An 18,152-nucleotide genomic window follows, 5' to 3' on the forward strand; every position below is an offset into this window, starting at 1 on the left:
TATGCACAGTGCATCGGCTAGCTGCGCTGGTCGGCCGACCCGCCGTCGTCGGACGCTGTATCCGGGGCGCTGTCAGCGGTAACTGCCGCTTCGGTAAGCGGGTTACGGATCCCGACGGCGGACGCCACGCCCCCGACAACGAACAGGGCCGCTGTGACAATCAAGGCATTGTACAAGCCCTCCCGTGTAAACACCGGACCAACGATCAGGCCGGCAAAGGCAATGCAGATCAGACCTGCGATACGTGCCACGGCATTGTTTACCGCGGAGCTGATCCCTGCCTCCTCTTGCGGTACCGCGCCTAGAATTGCGGCGGTGAGTGGCGCAACGAGAGTGGTAAGTCCCACGCCGAAGACGATCTGCCCCGGCAACACTTGGGTCCAGTAATTCAGAGGCTCCTGGATGGAGAGGGACATCAGAAAGCCCACACCGCATAACAGCGGCCCCACTGTCATGAACCATCGAGGACCATACTTTCCAGCCAGCCCACCGAAGTAGGACGCAGTCAGCATCAGGATGACGGTCGCCGGAAGCAGGGCGATTCCCGCTATGGTAGCCCCCATGCCCCCAACCTGCTGGAGATAGATGCCCAGGACAAAGAATCCTAGCGATATCCCACCGTAAATCGCGAGCGTTGCAAGGTTGCCCCAACCAAAGTTCCTTATGGCAAACAGCCTCAACGGCAACATCGGCTCCCTGGTCCTGGCCTCGTGGACCAGGAACAACACCATCGTCATGGCACCGACTAGGAGCGGCAGCCATACCTGGACGCTCATCCAACCCATCCGGCCCTGTTCAATGAATGCATAGACGGGACCACCTAGCCCAATCATGGCCAGCACGGCACCGAGGTAGTCGATTCGCTTGCTCTTGTCCCTGGCCGCATCCGAGGCGCGAAGACCTGCGAGCATGGGCCAGATAGCGACAGCAGGTATGACGTTGATGAAGAAAATAACCCGCCACGACAGCAGGTCCACGGAGACTCCGCCAATCAGTGGTGCCACGATGGCAGCGGCGCTCGTCCATCCGGACCATTGGCCTATGGCTTTGGACTGGGAGGGGCCAGAAAACGACGTAATGATCATGGCCAACGAACTGGGCACAAGGAGGGCGCCTGCGATACCTTGAAGCGCACGGGATACCACCAGGACCTCCCCGTTCCATGCCAGGCCGCACATCACCGAGGTCAGCGCAAAGCCCGCCAGCCCCCATTGGAGGATCCGCGCCCGCCCAAAATGGTCCGACAATGAACCGGCCACAAGGATGAGGGCCCCGAGGGTCAACAGATAGGCATCCACCACCCATTGCTGGATGACCAGGCCACCGCCGAGTTCGCGCCCGATGGCCGGCAATGCGAGGTTCACCACGAAGCCGTCCAGGATGGCGATAAAGGAAGCCACAATAGCCACCACGAGCACGCGCTTTTGAAGGGGCGTTCTCGGCAGCAAGGCCGCTGCGTCCGTCATGTGGACAGCTTACGCGGCATTCGTCCATGGCGAAGTCCCGTATCGTTAAACAGTGATTAGTAGACGTGACGCAGCATTGGCCCTTGATATCTCCATGGAAATGGCCCAGCGCCACGGCATCCCGTCACGGCTGTCAGAAGCGGAACTTCGTAGCCTCCAGGACAATCCACCAGCCTGGCTGGTCCAGTCACGTGCCAACCGGACGGGCAAACGGCCAGTTTGGGTGCATCTGACCTGCGCAGTGTGCGGGTACTCAGAGGCGGTGCGGCCCAAAAAGTGGTGGCCCAACTTCTCGTTCGTCTTTTGTGGGCACCATAAGAACAGTGAACTGCCGGAACTGTTCCTTGGTGACGTGCGCAGCGAATATGAAGGCGTCGGCAGCCGCTTTGTGGGCGTGGTCGATGTCCGCGAGGATCAGGCCTAGGCTCGGCTCATTGTTGCTGGCTCGTCATTGCTGGCTCATCTCCGAGGGAACGGCCATCAGCTGTACCGTTTTGCCGTCCCGCAGCACGGTCAAGGGGAATGGTTCGCCTATGGCCTCGGCAAAAAGCAACTTCTGCAGACTCTCTGCACTTGATACAGCCCTGCCCTGGGCCCGAAGCACCAGGTCCCCTGGCTGGAGCCCCGATAATTCCGCAGGCGAGCCGGCGATGACCTCCACCACACGGAGGCCCTCTTTCTGGCCAGTCCGCACCACCGCACTGGCATCGAGCGGGATCGGCGTACTCACCAAACCCAAGTAGGCGCGGCGCACCCTCCCATCCTTGAGCAGGGAGGCGATAATCCGTTGGGTTGTCCTATTAATAGGTACGGCGAGTCCAAGGCCCAGTCCAGCAATGGCCGTGTTGATGCCCACGATGCGGCCACGGGTGTCGGCCAGCGCACCACCGGAGTTGCCCGGATTAAGGGCAGCGTCAGTCTGGATGACATCCTCAATCACCCGCCGGTGCTCCCCTGCACGGACAGGGATGGATCGTCCCAGGCCGCTGACCACGCCGGCAGTCACGGATCCCGCAAGGCCCAGCGGGTTGCCCACCGCGATCACCAGTTGGCCAACCCGTAACGAATCGGCGTTACCCAAAATGGCGGGTGGCGGCGTGGGTTTGAGGCCTCGTACCACCGCAAGGTCAGACAACGGGTCCGCCCCCACGAGCTCTACGTCGGTCTGCTTGCCGTTCGCAAACACCGCTCTTCCAGACTGGATACCCGCCACCACATGGGCATTGGTGAGCATGTACCCGTCGCCGGTGAAGACCACAGCTGATCCGCTGCCCACACGCAGCTGCCCGTTCCGGCGCGCACTCGTCATCTCAATAGCGGCGACGTGCGGCGTGACAGAGTCCGCAACCCGGATGACGATCTGTGAGTACGCATCCAAGGCCGCGTCGTCATCCTGCTCTGTAGGAAGTTCTGCATCCCGGCCGTCATCCGGAATTTCAAACTCTGGCTCGGTACTCATCACATGCCTCCTGCTACCGCGGTGCCGTGCACGTCCTGTCCAGTACAGTTCAGTGCCTACCCTGTACAACGGCCAGGTTAGGGCAGCTAGTCCACGTTCCCCTACGCCGTGGGTGAACGGTATGTGCGATCAGGTTCAGGCAAAGAAAAGCCCCCGGATCACTAGGATCCGAGGGCTTTCCGGTGGAGATGGGGGGAATTGAACCCCCGTCCGATGTCGTTTTGTCAGGGCTTCTCCGGGCGCAGTTCGCGTCGGATTTTCTCGGCCCCAGCCATCCTGCGAACAGGTGGCTGATCCGGGCCCAGTCATCTAAAAGTCCCGTTTACCTCAATGACGAAGGCAAACAGCAGTGGCTATCTAAATGACGCCAGGAACCGGGGCGATAGCAACCCCGGGCTGACGGACTGTCTTACTGCTTAGGCAGCGAGAGCGAAGTCAGTGCGCTTAGATTCGGCACTTATTGGTTTGCAGACAGCGTTTACGAGATAATTCTGCATCCTCGGCCCGCTTCACCTGTCGCGACTAACATCGTCGAAACCGATCATCCCCGTATTTTGTTACCAAACCGGCAAGGCATTCATCAAGCGATCAAATCCCTACCGGACTATCCATCATAACGCATGCACCCGGAAGATCATTCCCGCGACACAAAGTCCTGGGCGGGTGCATCTACGTTCGAACCTAGCGGCGGTTGCGCTCCCGCAGTTCGCGCAACGATTCGCGCTTATCCTGCTGCTCTCGAAGCGTTTGGCGCTTGTCGTAGTCCTTTTTACCTCGTGCTATGGCTATTTCAACCTTCGCCCGGCCGTCCAGGAAGTAAAGCTGCAAGGGCACCACGGTGAAGCCGGATTCGCGGATCTTTTGGGAGATCTTGTCCAGTTCTTCGCGGTGAAGCAAAAGCTTACGACGGCGGCGCGCGGCATGGTTGGTCCAGCTCCCCTGGTGATACTCAGGGATATGGATGCCCTCCATCCACAGCTCGTCATTGTAGAAGGTACAGAAGCCGTCCACCATGGAGGCGTGGCCTTCACGGAGGGATTTCACTTCGGTACCCATCAGCGCAATGCCGGCCTCATAGGTATCCAGGACATGGTAGTTATGCCGGGCCTTCCGATTGGTGGCCACTACCTTACGGCCACTTTCCTTGGGCACGCTAGAACTCCTTGTTAGATGCGGATTTCAACTAGTGTACGCCAGAGCCCGCCGGCCCTTATCCCTGACGAAGGGACGGGCCACTAGAGGAGGGTCATCGGATCCACTGCGGCGCCGTTCAACCAGGTTTCAAAGTGTGCGTGGCACCCCGTCGAGTTACCTGTGCTTCCCGAGTACGCAATGAGTTGCCCCTGCGATACTTGCTGCCCGTTGGACACCACAATGCTGCTGTTGTGGTAGTAAATGGTCGTCAGGGAGTTGCCCTGCACCACCCCGTGGGACAGCTTGACCCGCCATCCACCGCCATCTGCCGAGTTCCAACCAGAGTTGAAGACAGTACCGGCGGCTGCTGCGTAAACAGGAGTGCCGCAGGGTGCACCGAAGTCGATGCCTGTGTGCATGTAACCACCCGTGCCGTAGAAATCGATGGTTCCGGGCGGGGTTGCCCGCCAACCAAACCCGGACGTAATGGGCACATAGCTTGCGAAGGGATGACGAAGTCCGAACGCTGACGGCGAACCGGCGGGCGGAGGAGAGTACGGGGGCTCAGGAGGCGCTGGCCTTCCTTGGGCAGCTGCCGCAGCGGCGGCCGCAGCAGCGGCCGCTTCGGCGAGCCGACGCTGCTCGGCCTCCCACGCCTCCCGGAGCTTGCGGTCCCTCTCGACGATTTCGGCTGCAACAGAGTCCTGTTCGGCCTTCACGCGGGCAAGATCAGCTTCGATGCCGGGCTTGGCCGCCTGTAGTTGTCCGTTCAGGCGCGTAGTGTCCTCGATGAGCTTGTCGACTTCGGCTTTCTTGCTGGCAGCCTCGTCGCGCGCAGCCTTCTCCCGCTCAAGCGCGGCGTCGGCTTTGGCCTTCAGGTCCTGGATCTCAGCCTCGACGGCAGCCAGCCGGGCCTGGGAGTTTACGTTGGTGGCGTTCTGCTGGGTCAGCTTGGTCATTGCAGCGTTCTGGCTGCGCATTGCCTGATCGGCGAGGTCCATGGACTCCGTCAGGCTGCCGGACTCGTTGGATCCGAAGAGCAGGGCGATGTTGGTGGGCACGCCTCCGGATTTATAGGCCTGTGAGGCGATTTGGCCGATCAATTTCTTCGTGTCGGTGATCTTCTGCTTGTCGCTCTCAAGCTGCTCAGTAATTTTGGCTTTGTTCTGCTGGGCGAGCTCCACCCGGGCAGCCAAAGCCTCGACCTCCTTGACAGCACTGGCCACGCGGCCCTGCGCTTCGAGAAGTGCCTGCTGGGCGCCCGGGAGTCGTCCTTGGTAGATGACGAGATCGCCCGCGGCCTTGGCGATCTTCGAGTCCACAAACTCCAAGGACGCCTGGACGCGCGCCGATTCGGCCTCGAGCGCAGCTTGCTGGTCGTCCAGGTTGTCCGCATGGGCCGTAGGTACAGCAGACAGGAGGCTAACGGCGAGGCCCAGGGCGAGAACGCCACCAAGAATCCTGGCCTGACCGGACGCAAGGCGCCGACGCAGGGAGTTCTGGTCCAACGTGGTCATCATGAGTCCTTTTCGCTTGTCAGCAGAGTCGTTCGCAGCCGCCCGTCCTTCATCACTAAACCTTCAAGTAACGCCGGAGGGTCAACAAGGAGGATATCCCGGCCAAACCACCGCCGAGCGCAATCAGCACCGGTGCGATCACCAGGACCTGCGTCGATGAGATGAAGGGAGTGTTGAGGAATTGCCTGGACAGATCACCGTTGAGCCAGAAGTGTGCCATCAGCCACAGCGTCACGGAGGCCAACAAGGCGCCGACAACAGCGGCGATCACGCCCTCCAGGATGAACGGCAACTGGATGACTGTCTTCGAGGCGCCCACCAAGCGCATGATCCCCGTTTCCCGGCGCCGGCTGAACGCTGAGAGCCGGATAGTAGTGGTTATCAGAAGTACCGCGCAGAAGATCATCACCGCGGCCACACCCATCGCCGCCACCGAAGCGCCGTTCATCCAGGAGAAGATCCGCTCCAGTACCTGGCGCTGGTCACTCACCGTCTCAACGCCAGGTTGCGAGGAAAATGTTTCGCTGATGATCTGGTACTTCTCGGGATTCTTCATGTTAATACGGAACGAGGCCGGCAACTGGTCTTGGGAGACGGAATCAACAATCGGCGAATTGGAGAACTGCTCTTTGAAGTGTTTGTAAGCTTCGGCTTGGGATTCGAACTGGAAGTCGTTGATGTACTGCTTGACTGCGGGAGACTCCAACATTGCCTGCAGATTGTCCTGCTGTTCCTTGGTGGCCGGCCCCGAGGCGCAACCAACCGCCGTCGAGCCATCGTTGCAGAGGAAGACCGCAACCTGGACTTTGTCGTACCAGTAGCCCTTCATCTGGTTGATCTGCATCTGCAGCATTCCGGCTGCGCCCACGAACGTCAGGGAAACAAAGGTCACCAAGACGACCGAGATCACCATGGACAGGTTGCGGCGCAGGCCGCTGCCGATTTCCCCAAGGATGAAAAGAAGCCTCACAGCTGTGCCCCCTGTGCGCGGTTGAGTTCCTCGCCACTGGCATCCTTCAGCCGTCGCGATTCACCCACAACCGGGATCATGGACGTGTACAGTGCCTTCGCTTCGTCGCGGATGACCTTGCCATTCTTGAGTTCCACCACGCGGCGGCGCATTTCATTAACGATGTCGTCGTCGTGGGTAGCCATGACCACAGTGGTGCCGTTCTGGTTGATCTTGTCCAGGACGCCCATGATTCCCATGGACGTAATGGGGTCAAGGTTTCCCGTGGGTTCGTCAGCAAGGAGAATGCCCGGGCGGTTGACGACGGCGCGGGCAATCGCCACACGCTGCTGCTCGCCGCCTGAAAGTTCGTGAGGCATCCGCTTTTCCTTGCCCTCAAGACCAACGGTCTTCAATACCTCAGGAACCGTCTCACGGATGATGGAACGGCTCTTGCCGATGACCTGCATGGCAAACGCCACGTTTGCGAAGACGTTCTTCTGCGGGAGAAGACGGAAATCCTGGAAGACCACGCCGATACCCCGGCGAAGCTTGGGCACTCGCCAGCTCGAAATGTTGGCCACGTTCTGGCCGGCAACGTAAACCGAACCTGAGGATGCTTTGTCTTCCTTCAGGATCAATCTCAGGAAGGTGGATTTTCCTGAGCCTGAGGCGCCCACCAGGAAGGTGAATTCACCGCGGTTGATCTCAAGGCTTACAGAATCGAGCGCCGGTCGGGCATTCTGCTCGTAGACCTTGGTGACATTCTCAAATCTGATCATGGCCCTTTAGAACCCCGCCGGACCTGACGTACTCGCCCAGTCCAACAGCCGGAGCGCGGGCTTTCGATGGGGGAAGTGAGAGCACCGGCCACTCGACTATACGCACGCAGCAGCCGGGATTCCGGGGGTTTCGGGGGCGTGTCGTGGAATCGGACGCCCCCGGCAGGCGGACTGAGACCCTAGCTGGCAGCGTTACGGTTGCCGGTGCGCCAACGGATACCGGCGTCGATGAAGTCATCGATGTCGCCGTCCAGTACAGCCGAAGTGTTGCCTACTTCGTGTTCCGTGCGCAGGTCCTTGACCATCTGGTACGGATTGAGCACGTAAGAGCGCATCTGGTCTCCCCAAGACGCCTTGACGTCACCGGCCAAGGCTTTCTTCTCAGCGTCCTGCTGTTCCTTCTTAACAAGCAGCAACCGCGACTGGAGCACACGCAAAGCAGCGGCCCGGTTTTGCAGCTGGGACTTTTCATTTTGCATTGACACTACGATGCCCGTGGGGATGTGTGTCAGGCGAACGGCGGAGTCGGTCGTATTCACCGACTGGCCTCCTGGTCCTGAGGACCTGAAGACGTCTACGCGGATCTCGTTGTCCGGAATCTCAATGGAGTCGGTCTGTTCAATCAACGGGATGACTTCGACGGCGGCGAACGAGGTCTGCCGGCGCCCCTGGTTGTCAAAGGGGCTGATACGGACCAGCCGGTGTGTGCCCGCCTCGACGCTCAGGGTGCCGAATGCGTACGGCGCCTTGACTTCGAACGTGGCGGACTTCAGGCCTGCTTCTTCAGCATAGGACGTGTCCATCACGGTAGTGGGGTAACCGTGGCGCTCCGCCCACCGCAGGTACATACGCATCAGCATCTCCGCGAAGTCGGCAGCGTCAACACCGCCGGCTCCTGCCCTGATGGTCACAACGGCTTCTCGTTCGTCGTACTCGCCGGACAACAGCGTGACGATTTCGAGGTCCGCGAGAGCCTTGCGAATAGAAGTCAGCTCTTTGGCGGCCTCGGCCATTGAGGCTTCGTCGCCCTCGTCCTGGCCGAGTTCCACCAGTACTTCGAGGTCGTCAATCCGGGAGGCAAGTTTGGACAAGCGCTCCACTTCGGCTTGGCGGTGGGACAAACGCGACGTCACGACTTGCGCCGATGCGGGGTCATCCCAAAGGTCCGGGGCGCCAGCCTGCTCACTCAATTCGGCGATTTCTGCCTTCAAGGCATCAACATCGGTGACGTTCTCGATGGAACTGTAAGTGGCGCGAAGCGCGCGGATTTCTGCGGGAAAATCAATCTCAGCCATGGTCTTTCCAGCGTACGCTATCAGCCGGACTCCCCCGACTGGGCGCCGTCATTGCGTCTCTATGATTGCGTCCTTGCGTTGTGCCGCTATTGGGTGAGCCGGGACCTGGCGGTGGATCTTGCTTCAACGGGGATTCCCTCAGGCAGCAGGAAGGTGACCAAGGGCGGATGGGCGACGGCAGTTAAGACCACCAGCGCTGTACCGCCGGGTGAACTGCCCGTTTCAGGAGAGATTTCCAAGTGATCGTGCGTTGAGAAGGCTTCGCTGTTCCCCAGATACAGTTCAACCGCGCCCAGCACCCGCTCGTCCACCAGCGGCGCCGAGGGCGCACCGCTTCCTCCGATGTCACCCACCACGTACGAGTCTGCAGCAGCAAGTGCGGCGCCATCAGCCAAGGACAGGAGTTTCTTATGCTCCAGGTAAATCGCCGAAGCAGCCATTACCACCGCGGCCAACAGGAGCGCCAGAAGTACGAAGCCTACGATCAGCACGGTCATCTGGCCCTCTTCCGCTTTGCGCCCTATTCGCCCCATCACCATGTTTACGGCTCCTCCTCACGTTGACGATTCACTTAAAGCGGCCAACGACTTGTGTGGCAGAGGCATTGAGCACGGCAGCGTTCAGATGTAGGGAGTCGCCAAACGGCACCATCGGCAACGGGACAGTCAGTCGAACCCAAACTGTCACTGCTGCGCCCGCTGAAAGGCAATCTGCCCGGTCGCACGTGATCTCCATCTTGGCCGCTTGCGCCGGGTAGCCGTAGTCCTTCAACGCCATGAGGACGCTCTGTTCTGCGTTGGTCCTCGCCAGGGCGGGTTCAGTTTGGGAGACAAAGACCTTGGCCGCCTGATCCGCAGCACCCACCACCGCGAAGGATCCGCCTTGGATTTGGCCCACGGTTACCAGGAAATAGACAACCGGGACCATGAGCATCAGTGCCAGGAACGTAAACTCCACGATGGCACTGCCGCGTTGCCTTTCGACGTCGGTACCCACTGTGGATATGTCTTGATATGGTCCGAACGCCAACCGCCAAGCCTTGGTCAGCAGATGCCTGCGGCGGTTCGAGGGCGAAGCGGGAAACGGCGCCGGAGCCAGAACATCACTTTGGAAGGGCAGCATGTCCGGTAACCTCCATGACTCCACGCGGTCCGATAAGCCCCACGACTGGCATAGGCGCCCTCACGGTCACTTCCAATGCCCGAATTCCATCCAGATTCCTTTCGGCGGTGGTCACATCTGCCGCGAAATCGCCATTGAGCGCCGTTTCGATCAGTTCGGACGCCCTGGCCTCCGCGTCCGTTTCCGTTCGATCGGCAAGGGTTCCATATCGCGCTCCGGACGCGGCGGCATCAACAATCGTGTTTCGGACGTGAAGGACAAGCGTGAGCTGGACGATCGCCATGAATAGCAAGGTCAACAGGGCCCCAATCATCACAAAATCGATAACCGCGGAACCTCGTTCCCCGCTATTAGGTGCGTCGGGACGTTTTAATTCACGCAGCCTTTCAAATGCGCAGGACAGGCGGAGTGTGTGATATTTTCTGCGGGACCAGGCTTGTCCCATCTCCTACTTGCCCACTTTGGCCATGGCCTGCGTGAAGAGGTCCGCCAGCGCTGGCGATGCAATTGCGAGGAGTCCCGCGACCAATATTGCAGACATTAGTGTGATCATCACCCACCCCGGGACGTCACCGCGCTCACGGTGTTCCAGCGGCGCAACATTTCGCGACGTCACGGCGAAGGCCCATGAGAAAAAGGGCCAAGTCATCGTGTTTGCGGCAGAAAACGATCGTCCATGCTTCTTCATTATTTTCCCCAATGTGTGTGTTTGTATCGCTGGCATTAAGCGATGGGTGGATAGAGATAATTGGTCAAGGCGCCCGGCTTGGTCCCGTCAAAGGCTCAGCTGCAAGGCGGCAAGTGCTGGAAACGCTGCGAAAATTACCGTTAGTGGAAGGACTCCGAATACCAGGGGCACCATCATGCCGATTTCTTTTCGACCGGCTGATTCCATCAATTCCCGCTTCGCAGCGTCGCGGACATCGGCGGCTTGCGCCCGAAGTACATCGGCCAACGGAGTCCCCCGCTCCACGGCCACCACCAGTCCGTCAACGAATCGGACGAGGGGCGGCAGTTGCGTCCGGGTAGAGAACGCTTGGAGTGCTTGGACCAAGGACTTTCCTGATCTCGTATCCGCCAGAACCGCGGTGAACTCCTTGGCCAGTTCGCCGGTGGAGGTACGGGAGATCCTGTCCATCGCACCCACTGCGCTCTCTCCGGCGGCGACGGCCAGCGCCATGAGTTCGGCAAGGCTGGGAAACTCCGCGAGAATTACCGATTCGCGGCGCTTAATTTTTTGGCCAAGCACGAAATCGCGGAGCACGTACCCACAAAAGGCAGCCCCGATTACCGCCACCAGTGATGGAAGCGGGCTGAATCGTCCGGAGGCAGCACCCAGCCCTACGCCGACCACAGCAAGCAGGAAACCGGCTGCGGCCCACACCAGTTGCTCCGCCCTGAAATCCAACACGCTTTTCGCGGACCCGGCACGAGCGAGTCTCTTTCGCAACGCTGGGCCGCCGCTGTTAAAGCGGTACAAGTAGCCAATCCCATCCTGGATAACCGGGCGGAGTATGCGTTCCAATGGTCCAAAGGGTGTCAGATTATGTGTAGGCGCCCGAAGGAGGCGCGACTCGAGATTATGCGACCTAAGCTGCGGGTGAATGCGCTCCGCGAAAGTCCGGCCACGCATGAATGGAAGCCGCACCAGGATCAACCATGTCCCTGAACCCAGGAGTAGTCCGAGGAGTGTTGCGATGGCGGTCGAGGTGCTCATCGCAGGACCCGCCCATCTTCGGGTAACGCCCCAATGCGCAGCATGACTGCGTAACACAAAACCGAGACGATAAGCCCGCCGAGCAGCACCACGGCCCCGATTCCGGAGTTGTAGGCAAGCATGGCTTCAGGTCTACCGGCCATGACCACCAAGACTATCCAGGGTGCTGCGACGGCAAGCCGGGCACCGTTTACGGTCCAAGACTGCCTGGCCTCGAGTTCGCTGCGCGTCCGGGCGCTTTCCCGAAGAAACCCGGCCAACGTACCCAACATGCGCCCGAGGTCCGAGCCACCCACCTCCCGGGTCATGCGAAGTGCCTCGATGATCCGGTCAGCCACCGGATCTGCCAGGCGGTCCTTGAGTTTGTTGACAGCCGCATCGAACTGACCGCCGGACCTATAGTCGGCACCAAAATCCAGGAACAGGCTCCTTAGTTCGGCCGGCCCGTTGTGTCCAAGTTGGATCAAGGCCTCTGGCAAAGCCAGACCGGCGCGAATGGCGGATCTGAGGTGGTCAACAACATCGGGCCACAGTTGGCGCAGGGTGGCACGGCGTTTCCGCGCCCGCCGACGCACGAGGCCAAAAGGGATCCAAGCGCCAAAGAGGCCGAAACAAAGGCAGACCGGCAATGACGCGGTCACAACGAAAAACAGGAGCATCGCGATGATTCCGCATCCAGTGCAGCTGAGAAGGAGGCCCGTACTCGTGACCTTTTCTATGCCTGCTGAGAGCAAGAGATGTTCAAGCCGTCGTGGTCGGGGTTCCCTTGCCCTGACGCCTGGCGGATGCTCCCAGGTGGACCACCAGATAAGTAATGCTCCACCGCCGCAAAGGATCCCCAACAGCGGTGCCATTAGTTAAGTTCCAGCAGCGCGGCCACATCAAAACCTGCCACGGCAAACTTTTCGACCGCGGGCATGGAGTTGGCTTTGGGCTGCAACTGCCCTTCCAGCATGCGGAACACCACCGAGGATTCGATGACGCCGTTTTCCACACGGCGTCCCAACGACAGGATTTCGGTTACCTGCCTGCGCCCATTGGCCTGCCTGGCACAATGCACCACCAAGTCAATGCACGAGGCAACTGTGGGCAGGACGAATGCACTGGAAATGTTCGCCCCTGCCAGCAAAGGCAGCGTGCAAATCTTGGTGACGGCATCATGTGCCGAATTGGCATGGACTGTGCACATGCCAGGCAGCCCGGAATTCAACGCGATCAGCATGTCCAGGCTTTCGGCCTCGCGGACTTCGCCAACCACCAGGCGATCAGGTCTCATGCGAAGGGCTTCTTTAACGAGCCTTCGCAACGGAATTTCTCCATGACCTTCCAGGTTCGGTTGCCTGCATTGCAGACCCACAACATCACGCAGAGGGAGTTGCAATTCAAAGATCTCTTCAACGGTCACAACGCGCTCACGTGAGCCAATGCTTGCCGAAAGGCAGTTCAACATTGTGGTCTTCCCTGCCTGGGTCGCACCGGAAACGAGGATGTTGAGTCCGCTTGCAACGGCTGCGCCAAGGAATCTGGCGGATTGGGGTGTGAGGCTTCCCAACTCGACGAGATGCTCAAGCCGGTTCGCCCTGGCGATGAACTTTCTGATGTTGACGGCCCAGTGCTTCCTGGTCACGTCTGGAATAGCAACATGCAATCGTGACCCGTCCGGCAGGGCCGCATCCACGAACGGTGACGACAAGTCCAGCCGCCGTCCCGAACTCTTGAGCATCCGTTCAACGAGGTCCCGGATTTGCTGTTCGCTCAGGGTGATGCCCGTCAGCTCGGACTCCCCATTACGCGCGACATAAATCTCGTGGGGCGCGTTGATCCAAATTTCCTCAATTCCGGGATCATCCAGGAACGGCTGCAGGGGTCCGAATCCCGCTACGGCGTCAAAGACGTGCCTGCGGGCGGTTTCCAGATGTCCCAATGGCGGAAGGGGTCCAAGGAGCGCCCTCTCGTCATAGTCGTTGACCGCGTCCTCAACCAAGCGTCGGACTTCCGCGGTCTGTTCGAAGGGGTCCAAGCCGCGGCGTCTGATAAGTTCGCGGACCTCACCTTCCACAATCCCAACGGCCTCCATATTTCCCCCAAAAAACCTTCGTGTCCGTATCCGAGAGGCGTATCTCGAGTGACCTACGCTAAGGGAGCCGCTGTCGAGGGCCAAGTTGTGCTTGGCGGGTTGTGGATAACTATTGGAACAAGAGTCCCTTCAGCATCGCCTGTACCACTAGTCACTCCAGTTTCCGAATGTTAGGGTAAAGCCCGTTAGGAGCTGGCCTTTGGTCCCATGCGCAGGCGCCCGCCCCGGAGCTTGTCAGCAAGCCACACCATGCGCCGCTGAACCGCGGCACAGGGCCGGAATTGGATATGACAAGAACCCCCATAGAGTCGGTCCGTCGCTTGCCGCTTGCAAGGACTGGGATCACCCTTTGCCTGGCCCTCCTTGCAGGGACTTTTTCCGGCATTCCTGCATGGGCGGAGGACTCCGGCCCACGCCCGGCTCCCGCCCCCATCGCTGAACAGACGCCGCCCACAGCGGACTCGCTTCGTCCATCCGGTTCGGGGAGCACCTCGGACAGCGCCCCGACGGTGACCGACCAGCCGCAGGTGCCTACCGCCGTCGAGCCTTCACCTTCGGTTGCACCGCTGCCGGCCGTCGGCCCTGCTCCGGACGATCAAGCAACGCTGCCTACCACGAAAGCAATGCCTGGCAGTGCTCCGGATGCCGAGACCATGAAAGCGGCAATGCGCGCCGCAATTCCTGCTGGCGGGGCAGAGATGGGTCAGCGCTCACCCAGGGTCATTGCAGCAAAGCAAGGCAGCGGAAATTCAGGGCCTGCTGGCGCACGCACAGTGGGACAGGTGGTGCCGATGGACGCCGATCCAGGTCATTGGAGACCAACCATCGGTATCCATGGACAGGACGTCAGCGCGCACCAGGGCAACGTCGACTGGCAAAGCCAATGGAACGAAGGATCCCGCTGGGCTTACGTGAAGGCCTCCGAGGGCAACTATTACCTGAACGAAAACTATGCACAGCAATATAACGGATCCCGCAACGCCGGCATGGTCCGCGGCGCCTATCACTTCGCCATCCCCAACTGGTCTTCGGGTGCGGACCAAGCGAGATACTTCGTGGCAAATGGCGGCGGATGGACAGCGGACGGTTACACACTTCCTCCAGTCCTGGACATCGAATACAACCCCTACGCCGGACGGACCATCAATGGCTTCTACTTCGGCAACACGTGCTACAACATGTCCAAGGCACAACTTGGACAGTGGGCTGCCGATTTCGGCAACACGGTCAAAGCCCTGACGGGGCGTTTTCCCGTCGTTTACAGCACCACTGACTGGTGGAATACGTGTGTAGGAAACTCCACGTTCGGGAGTTACCCGCTGTGGATCGCCTCGTACTGGAACAACCCCACGAACTCCCCTGGCTCCTTGCCCGCCAGTTGGGGCAACTACACCATGTGGCAGTACAGCAGCACCGGGCCGTTCGAAGGTGATTCCAACATCTTCAATGGCAGCTACGATCAGCTGCGGACGTTCGCACGTGGCGCCTCAGCCCCCTCCAACCCGTCCATCAAGTCCGGTGCTGACCTCCTGGCTACAAGCTCAACCGGCAGGCTCGATGCATTTCCGGCGGACGGAAGTGGCCGGATCACTGGTCCAGTGGCCATCGGTTCGGGGTGGACGGGTGCAAAATCGCTCTACGTCGTCGATTGGAACCAGGACGGTGTTCAGGACATTCTTTCTCAGTGGTCCGACGGAACGCTGAAAGTCTTCCGGGGTGCTCCTGGCGGCAGCTTCTATGCTCCCATCCAAGTCGGTTCCGGTTGGCAGGAAATGTCCCTGACCGTGGGTTGGTGGAACTCCAAAGATGCCTATCCGGGCGTTATAGGACAGGACTATCTGGGCAATCTGTACAGGTACCCCAACACAGGAGGTGGAGCGCTTGGGGGTGGCGTCTTGATTGGGACAGGCTTCAGCGGCCACCAGCTGAACCAGATCGACTTCGATGGCGACGGCAGCCAAGACATCGTTACGCGCACTTCCGATGGCACTCTTCGACTGTACCGTTCGAATGGCTTGGGTAGCTTCCTCAACCAAGCCGCCCAGGTGATCGGTTCCGGATGGAATGGCATGACGTCGGTAAGTTCAGCAATCGGCTTCAGCGGCGCCGGTTCCCAGGGACTCCATGCCCGCACCGCCAATGGTGACCTCTACTATTACCCAGCCGTCGCGGGTTCGTGGGGCGACCGCAGTCTCATCGGACTGGGCTGGGATGACGCGATCCGGATCAGCGACGCTCCCCTGGATGTTGAGACAACACTCGGCATCGACCCGGAGGATGTTGTCGCGGTCCGTGCCGATGCCAACCTCTACCGCTATCCCGGGACTGGTACCACTGCCCTTCTACCGGAAGACCTCATCGGAACAGGGTGGGCCGGCCTGAAGGCCGGGTTTGTCACGGATTGGAACGGAGACGGCGCCCTGGACATTGTGGCGCAGTGGGCCGACGGCCGGCTTAACGTCTACCCGGGCAAGACGGGCAGCGGTTTTGGGGCTCCCATCGCCCTCGGCAGTAACTGGAAGGACTGGACGCTAAGCGTTGGGACATGGAAAAAGGCCGATGCACATCCCGGAATCGTAGGATACGACTCCACGGGTCGCCTCTACTACTTCAGCAACCCCAGCGGAAAGACGGTGTCCACCGGTATCTCCATCGGAGTCGGTTGGACTGGCTTGGACATAGTTCAAATGGACTTTGACAAAGACTCCAATGCCGATCTCCTGGCGAAAAACGCAGCGGGCGATCTGAAACTGTACCGTTCCAACGGCACCGGCAACTTCATGCAGGAAGCTGCAGCGGTGGTCGGAACAGGTTGGAACGTCATCACAAGTTTCGGTGCCGTCCGCGGATTTGCCGGAACCGGCTCCAGCGGTGTCATCGCCCGGACCACCGTAGGCGAGCTGCGGTACTACCCGGTGGGTTCAAACGGGTCGTGGGGAACACCAGCCCGAATCGGCACAGGCTGGAATTCCCTGACGATTCTGGCACCCGCGGCGAAATAGTACCCACGCAGTCCACTTTCGAGGGCCCGTTCGTGGAAATCTTCCATGAACGGGCCTTCTTTTGAATCCGGCAGACCGCCCCGTCCGGGCGGTCGATAAATATCGCCCAGGAGCGGGCAAATTTCGGGGATCACATGGTCTAATGAAGGTGGTCTCACGTATTGGCTGTTCAGCGCATTTTGGGATACGGACTTTGTTTGGGGGCAAGCGAAGATCACCCATTGCGCACAATCAAGGAGTGATCTTTTATGGCGTTTAGAGTTGGAACTGCAAGCGCTGACATTACGCCGTCGCTGAGCACCAATCCGTATATGGCCGGATATGGCACCACCGATGGCGGACGCGAGGCCACCAGCAGTTCACCGTTCGAGCCCCTGTATGCTCGGGCAATCCTCATCTGGGAAGACGCACATCCCCACATCATCATCTCGTTGGACGTTCTGGCACTGCCTCGGGCCATGCATCAAAGGATCCGCGACAGGATCATTCAACTCGCGGATTGGTCCAGCAGCGACATCCTGATCCAGGCGACGCATACGCACAACGGTCCAGCACTGATCGATACGTTGCATCCCTACATGGCGTATGGGTTGGCAGACCTTGGGTTGCTCCGCTCGTACAGCGCCGACCTGGAAGACACGATCGTTGACCTTGCCCAGGAAGCCCTGGATGCCAATGAAATTCCGGTGACTTTCGACTACAAAGTCTCAACACAGAATTTTTCCGCCAACAGAGTGGGGCTTCCCTATACAGAAACGGCCGTCCCCATTCTCGTGGCCAGGCGCGGCAACGGTACACCTGCGGCCGTGATTTTCAGCTATGGCTGCCACCCCATCAGTGCAGGCTTGCGCACGCTGTTTGACGGAGATTTCGCAGCAGGTGCCTGCAATTACATCGAGAACCGTAACCCGAATTGTTTCGCCATGTTTGTGCAGGGACCCGCTGGGGACCAAGACCCAGGCGGAGTCCGCAGCTGGGAGCTCAGGGACCAGCATGGGGACGCCCTCGGCGCGACCGTCAATTCAAACATGCAGTCGGCCGGACGAGCACTCAGCGGCCCGATGGTGACTCGATACCAGGAGGTCCAGCTTCCACTGGACATCACAGCGACGGCCAGCAACCTGGCTGCTGTGCGTGCCGCGTACGTGGCTCGTTTGGGGAACCCCAATGGCCAGCCGCAGTGGTATCAGCGTCATGCCCAGGTAATGATCGGCCGTATCGACAGCAACAGCTACAAGACAGCGGTGCCCTCCCCGTTCCAAGTGTGGAAGTTCAACGGAAGCCCCCAGCTTAAGATCGCCATGATCGGCGGCGAGCTCGTCAGTGGATATGGGGCGTATTTCCGGAATCGCAACGGCGGAACCAACGGCATCATCGTCGGCGGATATGCCAATGAGTCCTGCTGCTACATACCAAGCAATGAATTTTTTCCGCCCAACATGCCACTCGGCAGTTATGAGGGTGGCTGGGAGCCGGATTACCCAGGAATTGCTGGTGGCTCAATGACCGTCTATGGACATCTGGCCCATTTCAAGGCGGGTACGAATGGCGTGGAGACCACACTTATCAATGCGATGAATACCTTGCTTGCCTGACTGGATGGACTGTGTGAAGGCGCGGATCCAAGAGGGT

At 59.8% G+C, this 18,152-nt stretch carries 17 protein-coding genes and 1 other RNA gene; 3 read left to right on the forward strand and 15 right to left on the reverse strand.

Annotated features, from left to right (window positions below):
• Window positions 1–17: 17 nt before the first annotated feature.
• On the reverse strand, window positions 18–1,466 hold the full coding sequence (locus KSW38_RS07695) for an MFS transporter (RefSeq protein ID WP_216923999.1): 1,449 nt from the start codon (window positions 1,464–1,466) through the stop codon (window positions 18–20).
• A 94-nt stretch (window positions 1,467–1,560) separates the two neighbouring features.
• Here KSW38_RS07695 and KSW38_RS07700 point away from each other — a divergent pair, with 94 nt between their 5' ends.
• On the forward strand, window positions 1,561–1,890 hold the full coding sequence (locus KSW38_RS07700; protein WP_216924171.1) for a hypothetical protein: 330 nt from the start codon (window positions 1,561–1,563) through the stop codon (window positions 1,888–1,890).
• Between the two features lie 24 nt (window positions 1,891–1,914).
• Here the strand turns inward: KSW38_RS07700 and KSW38_RS07705 are convergent, their stop codons facing one another.
• From KSW38_RS07705 to KSW38_RS07765, 14 genes are all read right to left on the reverse strand, one after another.
• Window positions 1,915–2,928, reverse strand: coding sequence for a S1C family serine protease (locus KSW38_RS07705; protein WP_377650486.1), 1,014 nt, complete (start codon window positions 2,926–2,928; stop codon window positions 1,915–1,917).
• A gap of 177 nt (window positions 2,929–3,105) precedes the next feature.
• Window positions 3,106–3,474: a transfer-messenger RNA gene (ssrA, locus tag KSW38_RS07710) on the reverse strand.
• A 132-nt stretch (window positions 3,475–3,606) separates the two neighbouring features.
• Window positions 3,607–4,077: an SsrA-binding protein SmpB gene (gene smpB, locus KSW38_RS07715; protein ID WP_026540087.1), complete on the reverse strand. Its 471-nt coding sequence runs from the start codon at window positions 4,075–4,077 to the stop codon at window positions 3,607–3,609.
• Between the two features lie 83 nt (window positions 4,078–4,160).
• Window positions 4,161–5,576, reverse strand: coding sequence for a M23 family metallopeptidase (locus KSW38_RS07720; RefSeq protein WP_216924173.1), 1,416 nt, complete (start codon window positions 5,574–5,576; stop codon window positions 4,161–4,163).
• Window positions 5,577–5,631: 55 nt separating this feature from the next.
• Window positions 5,632–6,546, reverse strand: a complete 915-nt coding sequence (ftsX, locus tag KSW38_RS07725; protein ID WP_216924000.1) for a permease-like cell division protein FtsX — start codon at window positions 6,544–6,546, stop codon at window positions 5,632–5,634.
• On the reverse strand, window positions 6,543–7,307 hold the full coding sequence (gene ftsE / locus KSW38_RS07730) for a cell division ATP-binding protein FtsE (protein ID WP_216924001.1): 765 nt from the start codon (window positions 7,305–7,307) through the stop codon (window positions 6,543–6,545). Before ftsE ends, ftsX begins: the two co-directional genes overlap by 4 nt.
• A 179-nt stretch (window positions 7,308–7,486) precedes the next feature.
• Window positions 7,487–8,602, reverse strand: a complete 1,116-nt coding sequence (prfB, locus tag KSW38_RS07735; protein ID WP_216924002.1) for a peptide chain release factor 2 — start codon at window positions 8,600–8,602, stop codon at window positions 7,487–7,489.
• Window positions 8,603–8,688: 86 nt separating this feature from the next.
• Window positions 8,689–9,141, reverse strand: coding sequence for a pilus assembly protein TadG-related protein (locus KSW38_RS07740; RefSeq protein WP_308169304.1), 453 nt, complete (start codon window positions 9,139–9,141; stop codon window positions 8,689–8,691).
• 28 nt (window positions 9,142–9,169) lie between these two features.
• Window positions 9,170–9,724, reverse strand: a complete 555-nt coding sequence (locus tag KSW38_RS07745) for a hypothetical protein (protein WP_254186202.1) — start codon at window positions 9,722–9,724, stop codon at window positions 9,170–9,172.
• A complete protein-coding gene (locus KSW38_RS07750; protein ID WP_256449700.1) occupies window positions 9,705–10,106 on the reverse strand; it encodes a TadE/TadG family type IV pilus assembly protein in 402 nt (133 codons plus the stop codon). Before KSW38_RS07750 ends, KSW38_RS07745 begins: the two co-directional genes overlap by 20 nt.
• A 66-nt stretch (window positions 10,107–10,172) precedes the next feature.
• Window positions 10,173–10,373 carry a hypothetical protein gene (locus tag KSW38_RS23395; RefSeq protein ID WP_254186204.1) on the reverse strand — a complete coding sequence of 67 codons (201 nt, stop codon included), beginning with the start codon at window positions 10,371–10,373 and terminating at the stop codon, window positions 10,173–10,175.
• A gap of 126 nt (window positions 10,374–10,499) precedes the next feature.
• The gene (locus KSW38_RS07755; protein ID WP_216924004.1) at window positions 10,500–11,441 is read right to left on the reverse strand and encodes a type II secretion system F family protein; all 942 of its coding nucleotides are present in this window, start codon (window positions 11,439–11,441) and stop codon (window positions 10,500–10,502) included.
• Window positions 11,438–12,295: a type II secretion system F family protein gene (locus KSW38_RS07760; protein ID WP_216924005.1), complete on the reverse strand. Its 858-nt coding sequence runs from the start codon at window positions 12,293–12,295 to the stop codon at window positions 11,438–11,440. Before KSW38_RS07760 ends, KSW38_RS07755 begins: the two co-directional genes overlap by 4 nt.
• On the reverse strand, window positions 12,295–13,518 hold the full coding sequence (locus KSW38_RS07765) for a TadA family conjugal transfer-associated ATPase (RefSeq protein ID WP_216924006.1): 1,224 nt from the start codon (window positions 13,516–13,518) through the stop codon (window positions 12,295–12,297). The genes KSW38_RS07760 and KSW38_RS07765 overlap by 1 nt, the downstream gene beginning before the upstream one ends.
• Before the next feature lie 287 nt (window positions 13,519–13,805).
• Here KSW38_RS07765 and KSW38_RS07770 point away from each other — a divergent pair, with 287 nt between their 5' ends.
• Together KSW38_RS07770 and KSW38_RS07775 are read left to right on the forward strand one after the other, a co-directional pair.
• Window positions 13,806–16,520 carry a GH25 family lysozyme gene (locus KSW38_RS07770; protein WP_216924007.1) on the forward strand — a complete coding sequence of 905 codons (2,715 nt, stop codon included), beginning with the start codon at window positions 13,806–13,808 and terminating at the stop codon, window positions 16,518–16,520.
• A gap of 248 nt (window positions 16,521–16,768) precedes the next feature.
• Window positions 16,769–18,115 carry a hypothetical protein gene (locus KSW38_RS07775; protein WP_216924008.1) on the forward strand — a complete coding sequence of 449 codons (1,347 nt, stop codon included), beginning with the start codon at window positions 16,769–16,771 and terminating at the stop codon, window positions 18,113–18,115.
• The last annotated feature ends 37 nt before the right edge of the window (window positions 18,116–18,152 follow it).

Source organism: Paenarthrobacter aromaticivorans, from assembly GCF_019038615.1.
GTDB classification, from domain to species: domain Bacteria; phylum Actinomycetota; class Actinomycetes; order Actinomycetales; family Micrococcaceae; genus Arthrobacter; species Arthrobacter aromaticivorans.